Source organism: Microbacterium flavum, from assembly GCF_018717645.1.
Lineage (GTDB): Bacteria > Actinomycetota > Actinomycetes > Actinomycetales > Microbacteriaceae > Microbacterium > Microbacterium flavum.
On the sequence record NZ_JAFLHG010000005.1, the window covers coordinates 128,338 to 147,648 of the forward strand.

Sequence of the window (19,311 nt, forward strand, 5' to 3'; positions counted from 1 at the left end):
ATGAGGTTCTGGGTCGGCGGGTACACGGCGGACGCCGGGGGCGCGGCCTCGGGGATCGGGGTGGTGCACGCCGGGTCGCCGGATTCCCCCCTCGCCGGTGGCGACCTCGCGTTCACCGGCGTGGCGACGCCCGCGGCGTCCCCGTCGTGGATCGTCGCACACCCCACCCTCGACATCCTCTACGCCGCGCAGGAGAGCGCCGGCGCGGTGGGAGCGTTCGCGCGCACCGGGCCGGAGTCCTTCGCGCCGCTCGGCACCGCCGTGACGGCGGGTGACGCTCCCTGCCATCTCGCCGTCGCACCGGACGGCGGCTCGCTCGTCGCGTCGTGCTACGGCGATGGCCGGGTCGTGAGCTTCCCGCTGGATGCCACCGGCCGGGTCGGCGCCGCGCGGATCGCGTCCGCGGCGCAGGACCCGTACGCCGATGCGGCGATGCAGGGCCGCCTGGCAGAGCTGTCCGCGCTCCAGGGGATGACGGGTTTCTCCGGTCTCGGCGATCTTCCGATCCTGGGCTCGGAGGCCGAGGCGGAAGCGGCGTTCGCCGCCGAGGAGGAGGGCGGGCACATCGCCCGGAGCTCGCGCGCCCACCAGGCGCGCTTCCTTCCCGGGGGCGTCATCGCCACGACCGACCTGGGACTGGATCTCGTGCGGTTCTGGACGCTCCAGAACGGCGAACTGCGCGAGACGCAGAGCCTCGCGCTGCCGCGCGGCAGCGGACCGCGCCACACCGTGTGGCATCCGAGCGGCCACCTGTACGTCGTCACGGAGCTCTCACTCGAGCTGTTCGTGGTGGCTGCCGATCCTTCCGCCCCTGCGTCCGAGCGCTGGAGCGTCGTCGGCGGCGCGCCGCTCGCGCCCGCCGCGCGCAGCGGTGAGGACTTCGCTGCCGAGATCGCCCTCGCCCGCGACGCGCAGCACGTCGTCGTCGGCATCCGCGGGAGCAACACCCTCGCGAGTCTGCGGGTGCGCGACGGCGGCCGTGGGGTGACGCCGGTCGCACTGGCCGAGTCCGGTGTCGATTGGCCGCGACACCACGTCATCGAACGCGACACGGTCCTCGTCGCCGGGCAGCTGTCGAACGAGATCGCGTCGCTGTCCCTCGACGAACGGACGGGTGCCGTCGGACGCGTGCGCCGCCGGGTCGAGGCGCCGTCGCCGACGCGGCTGCTCGCCGATCACGGCTGAATCGGCCCGCGATCAGGCCGGATCCCGAGGCGGATCCCGGGCTCGCGCGGCGGCGGATCGGTCGTGAGGAAACCGTGACAACTTCCTCTTCCCTTATCGCCATGCATACGTATACCCTACGGATATGTCTACCACCAAGAAACGAGCTCTTGCTCTCGTCGCCGCCACCGTCGTCGGCGTGCTCGCATTCGCCGGCTGCAGCGCGGGCAGCCGCACCGGCAATGCGAACGCCACCAAGGTGACCTGCGACTACACCGCTCCCGAATCGGCGACCACGGTCAACGTGCTCGCCTACAACTCCTCCGCCATCGACCCGTACACCAACACGATGGTGTCCAGCTGCACCAAGGGCAACGTGACGGTCAAGCACGACCCGATCGACTTCGGCGGCCAGGTCACCAAGACGCAGGCGACGCTCGGTGGCGACACCGGCACGTACGACATCGTCGAGACCTACGGGTTCGTCATCCCGGGCCTCGCGACCGACAAGAAGCTGACGCCGCTCGACGACCTGTACAAGGAGTACTCCGAGAAGTACGGGCTCGACCAGATCAGCGAGTCGATGCGCGCGGGCATGTCCTACGACGGAAAGCTCTACGCGCTGCCGATGCAGGCGCAGATGTTCGTCATGGCCTACCGGGCCGACGTCTTCAAGGACCTCGGCATCACACCGCCGAAGACCTTCGACGAGATGATCGACGCGGCCAAGAAGATCCAGGCGGCTGGGACGATCAAGTACCCGATCGCCCTCCCGTGGCTCGCGACGAGCGACGTGGCGACCAGCTACGAGGGCATGCTCAACTCCCTCGGCGCGGACTTCGCCACGGCGGACGGCAAGGTCACGCTCGACACCGCCGAGTCGAAGAAGGCCCTCGAGACGATGCTCTCGCTGATGCCCTACATGGACCCGCAGGTCACGACCTTCGACCAGCCCAAGGTGCAGCAGCAGATGTACAACGGCACCGCCGCGATGTCGATCATGTTCTCGGGCCGCATGTACGACCTGACGCTCGACAGCAACAGCAAGCTCGCCTCCGACTTCGCGTTCGCCGCGCCGCCGAAGGTGTCCAGCGATGCCGCCTACCTCTACGACCGTCTCTCCATCGACGGCTGGTCGATCCCCTTCAACACGAAGCTCGACCACGACATGCTCTTCCAGATGATGGCATCCGCCGTCAGCGAGGACGCGTCCAAGGCCTCGGTCCCCGCTGCCTACCCGGCGCGCGAGGGCATGGTCACGGCGGACAACTCTCCCTACGGCGAGGCCGCCAACGACTCCATCGCCGGCGCCATGCCGCCCGTGGTGAGCCCCGCCCTGGCGACGATCGCGACGGAGATCCGTCCGATCCTCGTCAAGATCCTCACCGGTGACGTCTCCGTCGAGGACGGGATGGCGCAGATGCAGGCCGCGGCCGAGAAGGCCGTCGGCTGATCCACCCCCCGGGTCTCATCGAGCTGATTCGATGACGGTGGCCTGGGCTTGCTCCCAGGCCACCGTCGTTCGAGAGGAGAACTGTTGTGAAGGCACGTGAATTCTGGGTGCTGTTCCTCCCCAGTCTGGTGGTGATGGCGGGTCTGCTCGTCGTCCCGCTCATCCGCACCATCCAGTGGAGCTTCGAGGACGTCCACTACGGGACGCCGGGCAGCTTCGTCGGGCTGGACAACTTCGCCGCGGCGCTCACCGACGCGCGTTTCGGCAGCGCCGTGCTGTTCACCGTGACGGTGACGATCATCACGACGATCATCCTGCTGGTGCTCGGCTACCTCGTGGCCACCGGCATGAACCGCCTCACGGTGTCGCGGCCGCTCGTCCTCGGCATCATGCTCGTGTCCTACGTCCTCCCGAACCTCGTCGGCGCCGTCGCCTACTCGTGGCTGTTCGACGACAACTTCGGCGGCGTCGTCAACCATCTGATCGGCTTCTTCGGCGGCTCGGAAGTGCTCTGGTTCACCGACAAGGTGCCCAATGCCATCCTCGTGATCTCGAACACGGTCTGGCACATGCTGCCGTTCGCGATGCTGATCATCCTCGCCGGGCTCCAGGGCGTTCCGGTGGAACTGCGCGAGGCGGCGACGATCGACGGCGCCAATGCGTTCCAGACCCACCTCAGCGTCATCATCCCCACGATCCGCGGCGTCCTCGGCTTCGTGACCCTCATCACGATCATGGACGTGCTGCGCATGTTCGACAATCTGATCCCGCTCTCACCGCAGGCCGCCGCGATCGGCAACGAGTCGATCATGCTCTACGTCTATTCGGTGGCGTTCGCGGACGGCGCGGAGAAGCTGGGCCTCGGCAGCGCGATCAACGTGCTCACCATTCTCATCATCCTCGTCATGCTCATTCCGTTCATCCGGGGGATCTTCAAGGAAGCGAGGCTCGCGCGATGACCTTCACCGCGGACGAACTGTCCACCCGTGCCATCACGACGCGGGACATCTCCGGAAAGCGCCGTCGCTCGCCTCGCAGCGGACGCCCGCCCGTCGTCACCGGCATCCTGCTGGGCCTCCTGTGCGTCGTGGTGCTGAGTCCCTTCGTGTGGATGGCGCTCACCGTCACCAAGCCGACCGACGTCGCCTTCTCCAACCCGCCCGTGCTGTGGGGGTATGAGCCGACCCTCAAGGCGTTCGTCGACCTCTGGGAGACGACGTACTTCTCCGACTACCTCATCAACACGATCGTGGTCGCCGTCATCTCGACCATCGTCGCCCTCGTCATCGGCATCCCCGCCGCCTACGCGCTGTCGCGCTTCCCCAGCTACGTCTCCGCACTGCTGCTCGTGCTCGCCCTCATCTTCCGCGCGCTGCCGCGCTTCGCGGTCGTGCTGCCCATGTACGACGTGAGTCGCGCGCTGGGCATCTACGACACGACGTTCGCTTTGGCGATCGCCCTCGTCGCGATCAACCAGCCGTTCACGATCTGGCTGCTGCGCAACTTCTTCGCCGAGATCCCGCGCGAGCTCGATGAGGCCGCGATGATCGACGGATGCACGCGGATCAGCATGCTGCGGCGGATCATGATCCCGCTCATGGGCCCCGGCATCCTCACCGCGGGGATCTTCGTGTTCCTCTTCGCGTTCCAGGAGTACCTCACGGCGCTCGTCCTCACGGACACCTCCTCCAAGACGGTGCCGGTGTTCATCGCCACGCAGCTCGGGCAGACGCTCCCGATGCTGCAGCAGGCGGGGGCCGCATCGATGCTGCTGACCATCCCGGTCGTCGTGATCGCCTTCATCGCGCAGAAGTACCTCGTCGCCGGACTGAGCGACGGCGCCGTCAAGGGCTGACGTGGCGCCGCTGGTCCTGCTGGCCGGGATGAACTGCACGGCGGACCTGTGGACGGGGTGCGGGCTGGACGACGCCCGCACCCCGATCCTGACCTCCGCGTCGATGGATGCCCAGGTCGCGCGCCTGCTCGACGAGCTGCCGGAGCGGTTCGTGCTCGGCGGGCTTTCGCTGGGGGCGATCGTCGGGATGGCGCTGGCCGTGCGGGCACCCGAGCGCCTCGCCGGACTGATCCTCATCTCGACCAACGCGAAAGCGCCGACGGCCGCTCAGCAGGAGGGGTGGCAGGAGTGGCGTGCGCGGCTCGACGAGGGGGCGACCCCGCTCGAGCTGCAGGCGGGCATCGCCGCGGCCCTGCTGTCGCCGCCGGCATTCGAGGATGCCGGCCTCCGCGAGCGCGCGCTCGCGATGGGAGCGGACACGCCGCCGGCGGTCCTGCGCGCGCAGCTCGCGATGCAGTCGACTCGCGCCGACCTGCGACCCGGACTCCGCGGGCTCACCGTCCCGACGCTGATCGTCTCGGGGCAGGACGACGGCATCTGCCCGCCCGTCTTCCACCGCGAGATCGCCGCGGCGATCGCCGGGTCGGAGCTGGCGACCATCCCGGGCGGCCACCTGCTGCCGATGGAGCAGCCGGCCGCGTTCGGCCAGCTCGTGCGCACCTGGCGGCGGGGACTCTGAACCACCGCCGCCGGACGTTCCTCCGTCAGGCGCGGGGCGCGACGAGCCCGCGCAGGTGCCCCATGAGGGAGTGCGCCAGGTTGTAGACGACCAGGTGGGCGCCGTCGGCGAAGGCGGAGGCTGCGGCATCCGCCGTGCCGACGATGTCCATCCGCAGCTTTCCTTCGTCGGCCAGAGCGGCGGCCACCCGGGCCCTCCCCTCCGCGACGGACGGATCGCCGGGCGCCGAGCTCGCGGCGAGATCGGCGGGACCGACCATGATTCCGTCGAGGCCCGGCGCCGCGGCGATCCCGGCGGCGTTCGCGACGCCGGTGGGGGATTCGATCATCCCCAGCACGAGCGTGTTCTCCAGGTACCAGTCACGGTGGGCGGCGGGATCGGTGAGCCCGAAGCGGCCGGCCCGACTATAGGTGGCGAAACCGCGGGTGCCCCGCGGCGGGTAGTGGCTCGCGGCGACGAGCGCGGCGGCGTCGGCCGCGGTGTCCAGGTGTGGCGCGAGGATGCCCTGGGCGCCCTGATCGAGCACGCGCAGGATCATTCCGGGGTCGTTCTCTCCGACGCGCACGATCACGGGCACGTCGTGGAGGGCGGCGACGGCGATGTGCTGACGCAGGGCGCCGACGTCCGCGGGTCCGTGCTCGCAGTCGACGAGGACGAAGTCGAAACCGGCGACGGCCGACATCTCGACGAGCTCCTCGCTCGGCATCCGCAGCAGCACGCCGATCAGGCGCTCCCCGTGGAGCGCCCGCCGGCGCAGCGACGGGCCCGTCACGCGATCATCCCCGCGGACAGGTCGATGTCGGCTCCGCAGAGACCGGGCATCGCCAGCATCGCGATGACGGCGCGGGCCACCTCGTCCTCGGTCACCATGCGCCCGAGCGCGGCGCGGGAGACGAAGTCGCGCTGCGCGTCGCCGACCGTTCCGCCGGAACGCTCCGCCTCCAGCCGGAAGTTGCGCTCCATCCGCGGCCCGTCCACGGGACCGGGGGAGAGCGTGTTGACGCTGACCCCCGCCGGGCCGACCTCGAAGGCGAGCGTCGAGGTGAGTCCGATGACCGCCATCTTCGACGCGCAGTACGGGGTGCGGTGGGCCAGCGGACGCTTGCCGGAGACGGATGCCACGTTGATCACGTCGCCCGCGCCGCGGGCGACCATGGCCGGGAGGAACGCCCGGCAGATGAGGAACGTCCCGCGGACGTTGACCGCGAACACCTCGTCCCAGTCGTCGACGTCGATGTCGGTCAGCGCCGCGACCGGTCCGGGGATCCCGGCGTTGTTGACCACGATCGACACCTCGGTGCCGGCCAGCGCATCGCGAAGGGCGTCGACGGATGCCGGATCTGCGACATCGCACACGAGCCCCCGCGCGCGCTCGCCGAGACGGGATGCGACCGCGTCGAGCTTCGCCGCGTCGCGCCCGACCACGACGACGTCGGCACCGGCCCCGTGCAGCGCGGTCGCGATGGCGGCCCCCAGGCCGCTGCCGCCGCCGGTGACGACGGCGGTGCGGCCCGTCAGGTCGCTCATCGTGCGCCGGCTCCCGCCGACAGCGCCTCATCGATCCAGCCGAACGACCGGGCGCCGTGACGCCAGGCGCGGGCATCGCCCGAGCGGGCGTGTCCCTCGAAGAGCTCCACGCGCGCGGCCCGACCGCACACCTCGCCGAGCTGAGCGGAGGATGCCGGCTCCACGATCTCCTGGTAGGTCACCGTGCGCAGGTACTTCCCGACCCAGAGGCCGCCGGTGTACCGCGCGGCGCCGAGCGTCGGCAGCACGTGATTGGTCCCGATGACCTTGTCGCCGTAGGACACGCACGTGTTCTCGCCGAGGAAGAGCGCGCCGTAGTCGTGCATCTTCTCCAGGGCCTCGCGCGGGTTCTCGGTGAAGACCTGCACGTGCTCGAACGCGAAGCTGTCGGCGAGCGCGTAGGCCTCGTCGAGGTCGTCGACGACGATGACCTGTCCCCAGTCGCGCCACGCCGGCTCGGCGTAGTCCTTCGTGGACATCCCCGGCAGGAGCGCCTCGATGTGGGCGATGACCTGCTCGCCGAGATCGCGCGACGTCGTGATGAGCACGGCGGGCGACTCGGGCCCGTGCTCGGCCTGCGACAGCAGATCCACGGCGGTGAAGAACGGGTCGGCATTCTCGTCCGCCACGATGAGGATCTCGGTGGGCCCGGCGAACAGATCGATGCCTACCTCGCCGAACAGCTGCCGCTTGGCTTCGGCGACGTACGCGTTCCCGGGGCCGGCGATCATGTTCACCGGGGCGATCGTCTCCGTGCCGACCGCCATCGCGGTGACGGCCTGGATCCCGCCCAGGATGTAGATCTCGTCCGCACCGGCGAGTTTCATCGCCGCGACGGTCGCCGCGGGGATCTCCCCGCGGATCGGGGGTGTGCAGGCGACGACGCGCGGCACGCCCGCCACCTTCGCGGTGATGATCGTCATGTGCGCCGAGGCGGTCAGCGGGTATTTTCCGCCCGGGATGTACGCGCCGGCCGCCTGCACCGGAACGTGCTTCTGACCGAGGAAGACTCCCGGGAGGGTCTCGACCTCGATGTCGGTGAGGGAGTCGCGCTGCGCCTGGGCGAACCGTCGCACCTGGGACTGGACGAAGACGATGTCCTCGATGACCTGCGGGTCCAGGCCCGCCATGATCTGTTCGATCTCCTCGTCGCTGAGGCGGAAGGAGTCCGGGGTCCACCTGTCGAACTTCTCCGCGTAGCGGCGGACGGCCTCATCGCCGTTCGCGCGGATGTCGGCGATGACGGAGCGGACGCTGTCGGCGACGTCGGCCTGGGCCGTGTCGGTGAACGACTTCGTCGGGGCGGACTTCAGATGCAGGGCCATGGGCCGTCCTTTCATGCATACGTATGCTGACAGTATGACTCCGTATGCAAAACGCGTCAAGAGTCGAATAGACTCGGGTCTACCGACGCGCGGAAGGTGGTGCAGGGGTGGCTGTCACGAGCCATGATGTCGCTCGCCTGGCCGGCGTGTCCCAGCCCACCGTCTCGCGTGCCCTCCGCGACGACCCGCGGGTATCGGCCGAGACCAAGCGGCGCGTGCGCGACGCCGCGAATCTGCTGGGCTACGTGCCGAGTGACGCCGGCCGCGCGCTCTCGTCGGGTCGCACCCGTCGTATCGGGCTGCTGCTGACCGACCTCAGCAACCACTTCTACTCGCACATCATCTCGCCGATCCACCGAGAGCTGGAGTCGCAGGGCTATCAGCTGATGCTCCACGCGGAGGACGCCGACACCGAGCTCGTCGCAGAGCGCCTCATCGGCAACGGGCTGGACGGCGTCATCCTGGCGACGACCACCGTGGACTCGGTCGTGCCGCTGCGGCTGCGCGACCGTCGGCTCCCGTTCATCTACTTCAACCGCACGGCATCCGTCGTGGATGCCGACGCCACCGTCGTCTCTGCGACCCGCGGCTTCGAGGAGGCCGTCCGCCGCGCGGCGGATCTCGGCCACCGTCGGATCGGCGCCGTCCTCGGACCCGAGAATACGAGCACGGCCGCCAGTCGCGAGGTCGCACTGCGGGCAGCGCTCGCCGGACACGGACTCGCTCTGGTGCCCGAACTCGTGCGCCGCGGCCCCTTCGACACGGCCGCGGGCGATGCGGCCACGACCTCGCTGCTGTCGCTGGCGGAGCCGCCGACGGCCATCTTCTGCGGAAACGACGTCATCGCCTACGGCACGCTGAACGCGGCACGGCGCCTCGGTGTCGAGGTTCCCGGCGACCTCTCCGTGATCGGATTCGACGGCCTCCCCGCCGCCGGGTGGGAGATCATCGACCTCTCGACGATCGCCTACGACCTCGCGGAGATGGCGGCGGAGGCGGCCCGGCTGATCGTCCACCGTGTCGAGAATCAGGATGCGCCGCTGGTGCGCACCGAGTTCGACACCCGCTTCGTCCAGCGGCACACGCTCGCCGCGCCGCGCTGACGCGGCGCGGTCGACGCGCGAACCGTCCTCTGCGGCGTCCCGCGGAGGTTTGCGATCGCCCCTTGTGCACCTCCTGTGCATACGCATACACTGCCGGTAATCGATCCAGTCCGGCGATGTCGGACGAAGAACTGTAAGGAGCAACACCGTGTCTCTCGATCCGGTCGCCTACCAGCCGTACGCAGACCCCGACGACTTCATCCGCGAGGTGACCGACCTGATCTGGGTCGACCGCTCGATCAGCTTCATCCGAGAGAACTACGAGCCGGACTCGATCGTGCACGGCGCTCTGGGGACCTCGATCGACCGCGACGAGGTCATCGAGGGCACGCTCATGCGCATCTCGTCGACGCCGGACCGCGTCGGCCAGGCGGAGGACGTCATCTGGGAGGCGCGCGGCGACGACGCGTTCCTCAGCTCGCACCTCGTGCTGTCGGGGCACCTCCTCACCGGCGCGCACAGCCGCACCATCGCGAACTGCCTGTACCGGCGCGGCCGCATGGTGGAGGAGTGGGTCGTCCGCGACACGCTCGCGGGGGCCCTGGAAAGCGGCATCGATCCCGATGAGGCCGCTCAGGCGTACACCTTCCGCGGGTACTCGGGATCGTGGACGCAGCCGGCGCCCGCCGACCCGATCGTGGAGGGCGACTCGGGCCCGCGGCCCGACGAGCACCGCGCCGAGGTGGAGAAGGTGATCGACATGATCACGACGGTGTGGAACGAGCGCGACCTGCAGAAGGTCGAGACGTACTTCGAGCGTGACCTCGTGCTGCACACGGTGGGCAACCAGGTCATCATCCGCCCCGAGGGCTACCGTCGGGCGCTGCTGCGCTTCCTCGAGTCGTTCCCGGGCGGGCAGTTCGAGATCCGCGACATCCAGACCAACTACGACGTGCGCTACGCCGGACTCCGCGTCGCGGTGGTTTGGAAGTTCGTCGGCACCTACAACGGAAAGCCCAACTACGGACCGATCACGGGCAAGCCCGTCGACGTGCTGGGCATCTCCCAGTTCACGTTCCACCAGGGCGCGCTCGTCAAGGAGGTCCGCCTCTGGGACGACATCGCCCTGCGGGCCCAGATCGCCGGCATGCGCGATGACCAGCCGGTCGGCCCCGCGAACATCTACTGATCCATTGACGGACACACGAGAAGGAACCAGAACAATGAGTGACACGATCGTCGACCAGACGGAGATCGAGCGGCGCACGATCCGCAAGAGCGACTGGGTGGCCTGCAACTCGGCCTTCATCGACTGCCGCACCCCCGGTTCGGACAAGAAGGAGAACTACGCGTTCATCGGCGGGGGCGTCTCCCAGAACGCGGAGCAGTTCATCAACCTCACCGAGGAGCACGGCTTCAACACCGGCGCGGCCGGCATGCCCAACGGCATCTCGAACAACCTGCACCTCCACTTCACTGCCGAGACCTTCATCAACCTGGGCGGCGAGTTCCGCCTGCGCTGGGGAGTGGACGGGAAGCAGGGCGAGTACGTCAGCACCGACGGCGACATCGTCACCGTCCCGACCTGGATCTTCCGCGGGTTCACCAACGAGGGCCCGGACGAAGGCATCCTCTACACCGTCCTGGGTCGCGACAACACGGGCGGGATCATCTGGGGCCCCTCGGTCCTGCGCGAGGCGGAGGGCTACGGCCTCCACCTCACGGCCGACAATCGCCTGATCGACACCGTCGCCGGCGACGTCGTGCCGGACGACGTCGCGCTGATCACGCCGATGAAGCAGCACTACATCGACGAGCTCACCACCTACACGGTCGAGGACATGCGCAAGCGCGTCATCCAACCCGGCGACCGCGTCTACAGCGATCACGCCCTGCTGTGCAACGCCCTCCCCGGCGGTGGAGCCCAGCTCAGCCTCGCGATCGGCTACGGCATGAGCGAGGACCGTCGTCAGGTGCCCAACGTGCACGAGCCGCACTCGTTCAACCTCGCGTGGGTGCGCGCCGCCGAAGACGAGGGCATCCTCCGCCACCGTCACGACAAGCCGCAGGAGCTCCTCATCAAGTCCGGCCGCTGGGAGCTCACGCTCAACGGCGACCCGTCCTCGACGATCGAGCTCGGCCCCTCGGATGCCTTCTCGGTGCCCGCCGGCGCCTGGCGCGCCATCCGCTGCGTCGAGGCCGGAGCCTCCGGCACGGGCGAGCTGCTCGTCATCAACGCCGGTGACGATCGGGTCTACCTCGAGTGGGCTCCCGAGGTCGTCGACGCGGCGCGTGACGCCGACTGGATGATCGACCCGAACGGCTACCTCGCGCCCGTGGGCGTCATGGTGACCGCGACCGAAGACGACTGAGCGGGAGCATCCGCTCCTCTCGCGAAGGCAGGGCACAACGTCATGAGATCGCTGCGCGCCGCGGCCGCGTCGCCCGCCGTCCGGCTGGGTGACGTCGACGGCAACCTCGACCGCATCCGGGATGCCGTGCGAAATGCCGCCGCTCGGGGAGCACGCCTGATCGTGCTCCCCGAGCTGGCGACGTCCGGCTACGTCTTCGCCGACGTCGACGAGGCGATGCGCGCCTCCCTCATGCGGGACGACCCGCGGTGGGAGGACGTGTCATCCGTCCTGCCCGACGGGGCCGTCGCCGTCGTGGGGTATGCCGAGCGCGACGGCGATCGCCTTTTCAACACCGCCGCCGTGCTGACGCGCGAGCGCCGACTCGGCGACTACCGCAAGGCCCACCTGTGGGGTGGTGAGCGCGCGATCTTCGGTGTCGGCGATGCCGCGGGCGCCGTCTTCGACACCCCCGTCGGGCGGGTCGGCGTGGCGATCTGCTACGACAGCGAGTTCCCCGAGGTGCCGCGACGACTCGCACTGGCCGGCGCCGAGGTGCTCGCCCTTCCGGTGAACTGGCCGCAGATCCGGCGGCCGGACGGAGAGCATCCGCCCGAGACCATCCAGACGATGGCCGCCGCACGATCTTCGCGCCTGGCCACCGTCATCGCGGACCGTCAGGGCGCCGAGCGCGGGGTCGCCTGGACGGGCGGGACCGCGATCATCGACGAGGACGGCTGGATCATGGCCGTCCCCGACGCCGACGGCCTCGCGTGGGCGGAGCTGAGTCTGCGCCCGCCCGGCGACAAGTCCCTGCCGCCGCACAACGACCTGTTCGCCGACCGCCGTCCGGACCTGTACGGCGCGATCTGACCGCCCCGCTCAGTCCGCCCTGCTGCGGCCCGCGTGATCGCCGACCTTCGCGAGCAGCGTCTCGCGGGCAAGGCCCGCGATGCGACGGGTCGCGGGCGAGAGGTACGCGCCCTCGCGGTGCACGAGGGCGATCGTGTCGTAGATCGGCTCGGCGAACGGGAACACGTCGATCCCGGGCGGGAAGGACGGCGACTCGGCGATCGTGCGTGAGACGATCGTGTCACCCGCTCCCGTCGCGACCAGACTCAGCGCCGTCTCGACGTGTTCGACCTCGATCACCGGATCGATCGAGAGTCCCTGCAGCTGCGCGCGCTCGAGCAGCTGCCGCCGCGTCGGATCCTTCCACCCGGCGTGCGCGTCGTAGAGGACGAGTGTCGCCGCCGCGACATCCTCGATCGACACCGGGCCGTCCGCGGCCAGGCGCCGGGTGGACGCGTACAGCACCTCGTCGCGGAAGAGCGGGGTGATCGTCAGACCGGACTCCTCGATCGGCAGCACGAGCAGCCCCGCCTCGACCTCGCCGCGGGCGATCGCCTCCGCGACGACGGCGGAGTTGAGGCCCACGAGCCGTACCTTGACCCGCGGATGCCGGCGGTGGAACCGCTGCACGAGGTCGGCGAGGTCGTAGTACGCCGCATTGCGGAGCACGCCGAACGTGCACGTCCCGCCGTCGAGCGCGTTGAGCGCGCGGACCGTCTCGATGCCGCTCTCCACCGCGCCCACCGCCTGCTCGGCGTGCGGCCGCAGAGCCTGCGCCGCAGCCGTCGGCACCAGCCGCCGCGCGCCGCGGGTGAACAGTCGGGCGCCGAGTTCGCGTTCCAGCCGGGCGACGAGTTCCGACACGGAGGCCTGCGTCGTGTCCAGGTGGACGGCGGCCGCGGTGAAGGACCCCGTCTCGAGCGCGGCGAGGAACGCCTCGAGTTGGACGATCGTCATGAAGCAATGGTAAACCCGATGGATTGCATCGGTAACAATCGGGTTGTGCCAGGTTCAGCACGCCTTTAGCGTGACAGCATGCGATACACGCCCGCCCTGCTCCAGTCCTTCGACGGTTCCTACCGATTCCTCAAGACGCCGCTGATCGACGCGCCCGCCGCACAGCGCGACCCCGCGGTCATCGAGACCGTCACCCGCATGCTCGCCGACATCCAGGCCCGCGGCATGGACGCCGTCCTCGACTATGCGCGCAGTCTCGACAACTACCAGGGCACCGACATCGAGCTCACGGCCGGGCAGATCGCGACGAGCGGCGACCGGCTCCCCGCCGACCTGCGCGCGGCGATCGAACTCGGCTCCGAGCGGACGAAGGCGTTCGCCGCCGCCCAGCGGGCCCACCTCGAGGACTTCGAGGTGGAACTCGTGCCCGGCCTCGTCACAGGCGCCCGGTACATCCCCGTATCGCGCGTCGGCGCGTACCTCCCCGCCGGACGCTTCCCGCTGACGGCGAGTGCCTTCATGACGGTCGGGGTCGCCAAGGCCGCGGGCGTGCCGACCGTGATCGCCTGCACGCCCCCGCAGCCCGACGGCGGCGCGAACGACGCGGTCGTCTACGCGGCGCACCTGTCCGGTGTCGACCGCGTCTTCGTGCTGGGCGGGGTCCAGGCGCTCGCCGCCATGGCCTACGGGCTGCTGGGCGATCTGCCCGTGGACATGCTCGTCGGCGCCGGCAACGCCTTCGTCGCCGAGGCCAAGCGCCAGCTCTTCGGCACGGTCGCGATCGACCTCCTCGCCGGGCCGTCGGAGGTGGCCGTGCTCTCCGACGAGACCGCAGACCCCGAGATCGTCGCCGCCGATCTGCTCGGGCAGGCCGAGCACGGGCCGAACTCGCCCGCCGCGCTCGTCACGACCTCGGAGGAGCACGGACGCGCGGTCATCGAGGCGATCGAGCGTCAGCTCGGCGAGCTGGCCACCGAGCCGATCGCGGGGCCGGCCTGGCGCGACTACGGATCGGTCACCGTCGCGAAGGATCGGGAGACCGCGGCGGCGCTCATGGACGACCTCGCCCCCGAGCACCTCGAGGTGATCACCGCGGATGACGCCTGGTACCACGACCGGCTCCGCAACTACGGGTCGATCTTCCTCGGCGCGTGGAGCACCGTCGCCTACTCCGACAAGGGCATGGCGGGCACCAACCACGTGCTGCCCACCGCGGGGGGCGCCAAGCACAGCGCGGGCCTCTCCGTCTCGCGCTTCCTCAAGCCCCTCACCTATCAGCGCATCGCCCGCGCGACCACGCCGGAGCTCGCGGACGCCGTGCAGGTGATCTCGGACTCGGAGGGGATGGCCGCGCACAGCGCCACCGCCACGCGGCGACGGGACATCTTCCGCGAGGACTGAGGGGTTCGGCCGCGCGCCCGCGCGATAGCGGAAAGGGTCCTCGACGGCGAATTTGCGCCGACCGCGAGCGCGTGAAAACGTGGTGAAGGCCTCAGGTGAGGCCCTTCCGACCCAGTCCGCGGCTGCCGGTGACGCTGAGCGTCAGACCGGCGGGCGTACGGTCGGTGGCCTGTGCGACGGACCCGATGTCCTGACGCCGTGACACCCCGATGCGCGAGGGGGTGCGCGTGGCCGCCACCCGGGCGTGACCGAAGCTGCCGTGGTACGGGCAGTCGAGGTGAACTGTGTCCGATTCCATTACCGCGGAGCCCGTGCGCCCCGCGCTCGAGGCGAAGAATCTGTACAAGGTCTTCGGCCGGAACCCGAAGGATGCCGTGGCGCGGCTGCGCTCCGGCGCGTCCCGCGCCGAGGTGTCCGACGCGGGCACGGCCGCCGTCATCGATGCGAGCTTCACCGTCGCCCCGGGTGAGATCTTCGTGATCATGGGACTGTCCGGCTCGGGCAAGTCGACGATCATCCGCATGCTGAACGGACTGCTCGCCCCGACGGCGGGGGACGTGCTGATCGGAGGCCGGAACGTCACGACGGCGTCGCCCGGCGAGCTGCGCACCATCCGGCGCGAGTCGGTGTCGATGGTGTTCCAGCACTTCGCCCTGCTGCCTCACCTGACCGTGCTCGACAATGCGGCGTACGCGCTCGAGATCCAGGGTGTCGGGAAGACCGAGCGCCGCGAGCGCGCCCGTGAGATCCTCGAGCGGGTCGGCCTCGGCGACCGCGCGCACGCGATGCCCGACGAGCTCTCCGGCGGCATGCGTCAGCGCGTCGGGATCGCCCGGGCCCTCACGGCCGGCAGCGACATCCTCCTGATGGACGAGGCGTTCTCGGCGCTCGACCCCCTCATCCGCCGTGAGATGCAGGAGCAGCTCGTCGAGCTGCAGCGCGAGCTCGGCCGGACCATCGTGTTCATCACCCACGATCTCAACGAGGCGATGTTCCTCGGCGACCGGATCGCGGTCATGCGCGATGGGCGCATCGTGCAGAACGGCACCCCTGAGGAGATCCTCACCGATCCGGCCAACGACTACGTCGCCCAGTTCGTGCAGGATGTCGACCGGGCGCGCGTGCTCACCGCATCCGCCGTCATGGAGCCTCCGCACGCGACGACGCCGCTCAGCGCCGGCGTCCGCGGCGCTCTGCGCACCATGCGATCCCAGCAGACCGGAGCGCTGTTCGCGGTCGAGAACCGGCGCCTGGTCGGCGTCGTCACCGATCGCGCCGTAATCCGCGCCGTCAAGTCGGGGGAGACCGACCTCCGCAACATCGTGGACTCCCGGCCGGGCGCCGTTCCGACGGTCGGGCCGGACGATCTGCTGACCGACATCGTCGAGACGGCCGTCGAGGCCACGGTCCCGCTCGCCGTGATCGACGAGAACCGCCGTCTCCTCGGCGTCATCCCCCGCGTCACGCTGCTCGCGGCCCTCGGGAATGTCCCCGCCACCACTCGCGAGATGCCGATCATCCAGACCCCTATCGACCTCGTCGCGGAGTTCACGCCGCTCGTCGACCAGGCCGCCGGGGTGCCGGAGCCCGCCGCGCCGGTCGCGGCCGCGACGGAAGGGAGCGTGCGCTCGTGAACGGATTCCGGATTCCTCTCGGCGAGTGGGCCGAAGCGGTCGTCGACTTCCTCGGGTCCGCCCTCGGCGGCCTGTTCGATCTCATCTCCACGGTTCTGAAGAGCGTCTACGGCGGTCTCGAGTGGGTCCTGAGCGCGCCGCCCTTCTGGATCATCATCGTCGTGTTCGCGGCCGTCGCCTTCGCCGTGCGCGGGTGGAGACTCGCCCTCGGCACGGCCCTCGGCCTTCTCGTCATCGTCGGGGTCGGTCAGTGGGGCAACGCGATGGACACGCTCGCCCTCGTCCTCGTCGCCGCGGCGGCCGCCGTCGTCATCGCGATCCCGATCGGGATCTGGGCGGCCCGCAACGACCACGTCTCGCGCATCGTGCGCCCCGTCCTCGATTTCCTCCAGACGATGCCCGCGTTCGTCTATCTGATCCCCGCGATCATCTTCTTCGGAGTCGGGGCCGTCCCCGGAATGATCGCCACCATCATGTTCGCCGTGGCGCCCGGCGTGCGCCTGACCGAGCTGGGCATCCGCGGCGTGGACGCGGAGATCGTCGAGGCCGGACAGGCCTTCGGCGCGACCCCCGGCCGCATCCTGCGCCAGATCCAGATCCCGTTGGCGCTGCCCAGCATCATGGCCGGCATCAACCAGGTCATCATGCTCAGCCTGTCGATGGTCGTCATCGCCGGGATGGTCGGCGCCGGCGGTCTCGGCGGCGAGATCGTGAAGGCCATCGGCCGCATCAACGTCGGCCTCGGATTCGAGGCGGGTGTCTCGGTCGTGATCATCGCGATGATCCTCGACCGCATCACCTCCGCGCTCGGCCGCGGCGATCGCCCCCGCAGCATCCGTCGCACCGCCCGCGCCGATCAGGCGGACGCGACCCCCACAGACCAGGCGAGCCCATCACTCGCCGGAGACGCGGAGACTCCGCGTCTGACAAACAACGACCAGTCCGCGAACAGCACGCGGATGGAGAGGACGTCACGATGACCAAGAGAAACAGCTTCCTCGGCGCGCTCGCCCTGGCGGGCGCCGCCAGTCTCGCGCTCGCCGGCTGCTCCGGAGACGGGAACGCGAGCTCCGACGGGCCCGCCGACCGGCCGATCGAGATCGCCGTGTTCAACGGCTGGGACGAGGGCATCGCCGCGTCCCACCTGTGGCAGGAGATCCTGGAGGAGAAGGGGTACGACGTCAACCTCACGTACGCCGACGTCGCCCCCGTCTACCAGGGTCTCGCCGGCGGTGACTTCGACCTCGTCCTGGACACCTGGCTGCCGACCACCCACGCGGACTACATGGATCGCTACGGCGACGACGTGGAGGACCTCGGCGCCTGGAACGACGAGGCGAAGCTGACCATCGCGGTCAACGAGGACGCCCCGATCGACTCCCTCGACGAGCTCGCCGCGGCCGCGGGGACGTTCGGCGATCGCATCATCGGGATCGAGCCCGGCTCCGGGCTCATGCGCATCACCGGTGACGACGTCGTGCCCGGATACGGGCTCGACAAGCTGCAGCTCGTCGAGTCGTCCACCCCGGCCATGCTGGCCGAGCTGAAGAAGGCGACCGATGCCGGTGAGAACATCGCCGTCACGCTGTGGCGCCCGCACTGGGCCTACAACGCCTTCCCGGTCAAGGACCTCGCGGACCCGAAGGGACTCCTCGGCGATGCCGAGAGCATCCACTCCGTCGCGGCGACGTCCTTCCAGACCGACTTCCCCGAGGTGCACGCCTGGATCTCGGGCTTCCAGATGCCGAGCGAGACTCTGTACTCGCTCGAGGACGCGATGTTCAACCAGGCCTCCGGCGACGACTACGGTCCCGTCGTGAAGAAGTGGATCGCGGAGAACCAGGAGTGGGTCGACGCGCTGACCGCGTGATCTCCCACCCCGAGCCGGATGCCGCGGCTGAGCCTTCGCGAAGGCTCAGACCGCGGCATCCTGCCGGGGGATGAACACCTTCTGGATGATCAGGAGGATCGAGGCGGTGACCGGGATCGCGACGAGCGCGCCGAGCAGGCCCATCAGGGTGCCGCCGACGAGCGCGCCGATGACCACGAGCGACCCCGGGACGGAGATCGCCTTGTTCATGACCTTGGGGGTCAGGACGTAGGCCTCGAGCTGCATGTACACGAGGTAGGCGATCGCGAAGATGAGCGCTCCCACCGGCGACGAGATCAGCGCGACGAGGGATCCGATGCCCCAGAACACCACGCTGCCGACGAGCGGGATGAGCGTGATCGAGAAGGCGACGACCGCCATCAGCGCCGGGAACGGCAGGTTCAGGAACAGGTACAGCAGGAACGCCACGAGCGCGTTGAAGAAGGCGAGCACGACCATGCCGCCGAGGTATCCGCCCACGGAGGACGTGATCTGCTCCGTCAGCTCGGCCGTGATGGCGCGCGCCCGTGCGGGCCACAGCCGGTAGAACGCCTTCTTGATCTGCGGGAGCGACGCCAGGAAGTACAGGCTCAGCACGATGATGATGATGACGCCCGAGATCGACGAGCCGATCGTCACGCCGATCGAGAGCACTCCGCCGCCGATGGCGGCGAGGTTCGCCGGGTCGGTGAGGAAGCGCTGCACCTCGGCGAGCAGATCCGGGACCTGATCGCCGAACTGCGCCGACAGCCATGCGAACAGGTCCGAGCGCTGGAATGCGGTCACCATTCCCGGCAGGTCGCGGATGAACTGGGCGATCTGCGTGACCACCGTCGGCACGATGAGCCAGATGATCGCGATGAGCACCAGCGCGAAGACGAAGTACACGACGGTGATGGCCCACGCGCGCGCCATCCCGCGGTCCTGCAGACGATGGACGAGCGGGTCCAGACCGAGGGCGGCGAACATCGCGAACGCGACGTAGATCCAGACGGTGACAAGGCTCGAGGCCGCCGCTCCCAGCGCGAACGCGACGAGGCCGCCGAGGGTGAGGAAGAAGCCCACCACGAACGGGTGGTTGAGATTCGCGAGCACGCGCCGGCCGGCGTCCTCGGGTTCGGGCAGGGATGCCGGGGCGCCCGTGGCGGGGGAGGGCTTCGGGGCCGCGGCCCGCGTGGAGCGACGTGAGGTCATGGGACA

At 69.6% G+C, this 19,311-nt stretch carries 19 protein-coding genes; 13 read left to right on the forward strand and 6 right to left on the reverse strand.

The window, feature by feature from the left end; all coding sequences use genetic code 11:
- The 5 genes from J0P97_RS06905 to J0P97_RS06925 all read left to right on the forward strand — a co-directional run bounded on the left by J0P97_RS06905 (position 1) and on the right by J0P97_RS06925 (position 5,151).
- Positions 1-1,185: a lactonase family protein gene (locus tag J0P97_RS06905; RefSeq protein ID WP_215487041.1), complete on the forward strand. Its 1,185-nt coding sequence runs from the start codon at positions 1-3 to the stop codon at positions 1,183-1,185.
- Positions 1,186-1,513: 328 nt separating this feature from the next.
- Positions 1,514-2,617, forward strand: a complete 1,104-nt coding sequence (locus J0P97_RS06910) for an ABC transporter substrate-binding protein (RefSeq protein ID WP_372449679.1) — start codon at positions 1,514-1,516, stop codon at positions 2,615-2,617.
- 86 nt (positions 2,618-2,703) lie between these two features.
- Positions 2,704-3,576 (forward strand): carbohydrate ABC transporter permease, encoded by an 873-nt coding sequence (locus J0P97_RS06915; RefSeq protein ID WP_215487043.1) that lies wholly within the window; start codon positions 2,704-2,706, stop codon positions 3,574-3,576.
- Positions 3,573-4,472, forward strand: coding sequence for a carbohydrate ABC transporter permease (locus J0P97_RS06920; RefSeq protein WP_215487044.1), 900 nt, complete (start codon positions 3,573-3,575; stop codon positions 4,470-4,472). Before J0P97_RS06915 ends, J0P97_RS06920 begins: the two co-directional genes overlap by 4 nt.
- A 1-nt stretch (position 4,473) precedes the next feature.
- The gene (locus J0P97_RS06925; RefSeq protein WP_215487045.1) at positions 4,474-5,151 is read left to right on the forward strand and encodes an alpha/beta fold hydrolase; all 678 of its coding nucleotides are present in this window, start codon (positions 4,474-4,476) and stop codon (positions 5,149-5,151) included.
- A gap of 25 nt (positions 5,152-5,176) precedes the next feature.
- Here the strand turns inward: J0P97_RS06925 and J0P97_RS06930 are convergent, their stop codons facing one another.
- Genes J0P97_RS06930 through hisD (J0P97_RS06940) form a run of 3 tightly spaced genes read right to left on the reverse strand, consistent with a single transcriptional unit; the run spans position 5,177 to position 8,003 of the window.
- On the reverse strand, positions 5,177-5,923 hold the full coding sequence (locus J0P97_RS06930; protein WP_215487046.1) for an HpcH/HpaI aldolase family protein: 747 nt from the start codon (positions 5,921-5,923) through the stop codon (positions 5,177-5,179).
- Positions 5,920-6,678 carry an SDR family NAD(P)-dependent oxidoreductase gene (locus tag J0P97_RS06935; RefSeq protein ID WP_215487047.1) on the reverse strand — a complete coding sequence of 253 codons (759 nt, stop codon included), beginning with the start codon at positions 6,676-6,678 and terminating at the stop codon, positions 5,920-5,922. The genes J0P97_RS06930 and J0P97_RS06935 overlap by 4 nt, the downstream gene beginning before the upstream one ends.
- A complete protein-coding gene (gene hisD, locus J0P97_RS06940; protein ID WP_215487048.1) occupies positions 6,675-8,003 on the reverse strand; it encodes a histidinol dehydrogenase in 1,329 nt (442 codons plus the stop codon). Before hisD (J0P97_RS06940) ends, J0P97_RS06935 begins: the two co-directional genes overlap by 4 nt.
- Before the next feature lie 107 nt (positions 8,004-8,110).
- Here hisD (J0P97_RS06940) and J0P97_RS06945 point away from each other — a divergent pair, with 107 nt between their 5' ends.
- The 4 genes from J0P97_RS06945 (at position 8,111) to J0P97_RS06960 (ending at position 12,270) form a co-directional block, all read left to right on the forward strand.
- Positions 8,111-9,106, forward strand: coding sequence for a LacI family DNA-binding transcriptional regulator (locus J0P97_RS06945; RefSeq protein WP_308163481.1), 996 nt, complete (start codon positions 8,111-8,113; stop codon positions 9,104-9,106).
- Positions 9,107-9,254: 148 nt separating this feature from the next.
- Positions 9,255-10,235 carry a nuclear transport factor 2 family protein gene (locus tag J0P97_RS15890; protein WP_215487050.1) on the forward strand — a complete coding sequence of 327 codons (981 nt, stop codon included), beginning with the start codon at positions 9,255-9,257 and terminating at the stop codon, positions 10,233-10,235.
- A 34-nt stretch (positions 10,236-10,269) separates the two neighbouring features.
- On the forward strand, positions 10,270-11,418 hold the full coding sequence (locus J0P97_RS06955; RefSeq protein WP_215487051.1) for a cupin domain-containing protein: 1,149 nt from the start codon (positions 10,270-10,272) through the stop codon (positions 11,416-11,418).
- Positions 11,419-11,460: 42 nt separating this feature from the next.
- Positions 11,461-12,270, forward strand: a complete 810-nt coding sequence (locus J0P97_RS06960; protein WP_215487052.1) for a nitrilase-related carbon-nitrogen hydrolase — start codon at positions 11,461-11,463, stop codon at positions 12,268-12,270.
- A 9-nt stretch (positions 12,271-12,279) separates the two neighbouring features.
- On the opposite strand, the gene J0P97_RS06965 is transcribed toward J0P97_RS06960, so the two are convergent.
- Positions 12,280-13,206, reverse strand: coding sequence for a LysR family transcriptional regulator (locus tag J0P97_RS06965; protein WP_215487053.1), 927 nt, complete (start codon positions 13,204-13,206; stop codon positions 12,280-12,282).
- Positions 13,207-13,284: 78 nt separating this feature from the next.
- Between J0P97_RS06965 and hisD (J0P97_RS06970) the strand changes: the two genes are divergently transcribed.
- Positions 13,285-14,607 (forward strand): histidinol dehydrogenase, encoded by a 1,323-nt coding sequence (hisD, locus tag J0P97_RS06970; protein WP_215487054.1) that lies wholly within the window; start codon positions 13,285-13,287, stop codon positions 14,605-14,607.
- A gap of 91 nt (positions 14,608-14,698) precedes the next feature.
- Here the strand turns inward: hisD (J0P97_RS06970) and J0P97_RS06975 are convergent, their stop codons facing one another.
- Positions 14,699-14,905 carry a hypothetical protein gene (locus tag J0P97_RS06975; RefSeq protein WP_215487055.1) on the reverse strand — a complete coding sequence of 69 codons (207 nt, stop codon included), beginning with the start codon at positions 14,903-14,905 and terminating at the stop codon, positions 14,699-14,701.
- Between J0P97_RS06975 and J0P97_RS06980 the strand changes: the two genes are divergently transcribed.
- Genes J0P97_RS06980 through J0P97_RS06990 form a run of 3 tightly spaced genes read left to right on the forward strand, consistent with a single transcriptional unit; the run spans position 14,892 to position 18,111 of the window.
- The gene (locus tag J0P97_RS06980; protein WP_215487056.1) at positions 14,892-16,241 is read left to right on the forward strand and encodes a quaternary amine ABC transporter ATP-binding protein; all 1,350 of its coding nucleotides are present in this window, start codon (positions 14,892-14,894) and stop codon (positions 16,239-16,241) included. The genes J0P97_RS06975 and J0P97_RS06980 overlap by 14 nt on opposite strands.
- Positions 16,238-17,221, forward strand: a complete 984-nt coding sequence (locus J0P97_RS06985; protein ID WP_215487057.1) for an ABC transporter permease — start codon at positions 16,238-16,240, stop codon at positions 17,219-17,221. Before J0P97_RS06980 ends, J0P97_RS06985 begins: the two co-directional genes overlap by 4 nt.
- Complete coding sequence (locus J0P97_RS06990; RefSeq protein WP_215487058.1) at positions 17,218-18,111, forward strand: glycine betaine ABC transporter substrate-binding protein; 894 nt, start codon at positions 17,218-17,220, stop codon at positions 18,109-18,111. Before J0P97_RS06985 ends, J0P97_RS06990 begins: the two co-directional genes overlap by 4 nt.
- Positions 18,112-18,156: 45 nt before the next feature.
- Here J0P97_RS06990 and J0P97_RS06995 read toward each other — a convergent pair whose 3' ends face one another.
- The gene (locus J0P97_RS06995) at positions 18,157-19,305 is read right to left on the reverse strand and encodes an AI-2E family transporter (RefSeq protein ID WP_246539913.1); all 1,149 of its coding nucleotides are present in this window, start codon (positions 19,303-19,305) and stop codon (positions 18,157-18,159) included.
- Positions 19,306-19,311: the final 6 nt, after the last annotated feature.

What these genes read in the sequence shown, in the direction of transcription:
- J0P97_RS06905 (WP_215487041.1), top strand. Translation starts at nt 1, where the DNA reads ATGAGGTTCTGGGTCGGCGGGTACACGGCGGACGCCGGGGGCGCGGCC.
- J0P97_RS06910 (WP_372449679.1), top strand. Translation starts at nt 1,514, where the DNA reads ATGGTGTCCAGCTGCACCAAGGGCAACGTGACGGTCAAGCACGACCCG.
- J0P97_RS06920 (WP_215487044.1), top strand. Translation starts at nt 3,573, where the DNA reads ATGACCTTCACCGCGGACGAACTGTCCACCCGTGCCATCACGACGCGG.
- J0P97_RS06935 (WP_215487047.1), bottom strand. Translation starts at nt 6,678, where the DNA reads ATGAGCGACCTGACGGGCCGCACCGCCGTCGTCACCGGCGGCGGCAGC.
- hisD (WP_215487048.1), bottom strand. Translation starts at nt 8,003, where the DNA reads ATGGCCCTGCATCTGAAGTCCGCCCCGACGAAGTCGTTCACCGACACG.
- J0P97_RS06955 (WP_215487051.1), top strand. Translation starts at nt 10,270, where the DNA reads ATGAGTGACACGATCGTCGACCAGACGGAGATCGAGCGGCGCACGATC.
- J0P97_RS06960 (WP_215487052.1), top strand. Translation starts at nt 11,461, where the DNA reads ATGAGATCGCTGCGCGCCGCGGCCGCGTCGCCCGCCGTCCGGCTGGGT.
- J0P97_RS06965 (WP_215487053.1), bottom strand. Translation starts at nt 13,206, where the DNA reads ATGACGATCGTCCAACTCGAGGCGTTCCTCGCCGCGCTCGAGACGGGG.
- hisD (WP_215487054.1), top strand. Translation starts at nt 13,285, where the DNA reads ATGCGATACACGCCCGCCCTGCTCCAGTCCTTCGACGGTTCCTACCGA.
- J0P97_RS06975 (WP_215487055.1), bottom strand. Translation starts at nt 14,905, where the DNA reads ATGGAATCGGACACAGTTCACCTCGACTGCCCGTACCACGGCAGCTTC.
- J0P97_RS06990 (WP_215487058.1), top strand. Translation starts at nt 17,218, where the DNA reads ATGACCAAGAGAAACAGCTTCCTCGGCGCGCTCGCCCTGGCGGGCGCC.
- J0P97_RS06995 (WP_246539913.1), bottom strand. Translation starts at nt 19,305, where the DNA reads ATGACCTCACGTCGCTCCACGCGGGCCGCGGCCCCGAAGCCCTCCCCC.